Source organism: Pelomonas candidula (assembly GCF_043555985.1).
In the GTDB taxonomy this organism is placed as follows: domain Bacteria; phylum Pseudomonadota; class Gammaproteobacteria; order Burkholderiales; family Burkholderiaceae_C; genus Pelomonas; species Pelomonas candidula.
The window spans coordinates 1-279 of the sequence record NZ_JBIGIC010000079.1 but is presented as its reverse complement, the minus strand read 5'-3'; the positions used below and the strand labels follow the sequence as shown (position 1 = coordinate 279).

The 279-nt window shown below is 74.9% G+C and carries 1 pseudogene; it reads left to right on the top strand.

Features of this window, described 5'->3' with window-relative positions:
- Positions 1 to 153 (top strand): annotated as a pseudogene (locus ACG04R_RS28560) (undecaprenyldiphospho-muramoylpentapeptide beta-N-acetylglucosaminyltransferase); the annotation flags it as partial.
- Positions 154 to 279: the final 126 nt, after the last annotated feature.

The following is a 279-nucleotide window of genomic DNA, read 5'->3' as shown; positions in this document are numbered from 1 at the left end:
CCGGTTCGCGCCGAGATCGAGGCGCTGCCGGCGCCGGCCGAGCGCATGGCCGATCGCATCGGGCCGCTGCGCCTGCTGGTGTTGGGTGGCTCGCTCGGCGCCCGGGCGCTGAACCAGGCCCTGCCGAAGGCGCTCGCCCTGTGGCCCGCCGAGTAGCGCCCGCAGGTGCTGCACCAGTCGGGGCAGGATCACCTCGGCGCCGTCTGGCAGGCCTACAGCGACGCCGGCCTGTCGGCCGAAGTGCGGCCCTTCATCGACGACATGGCCGCAGCACTCGCC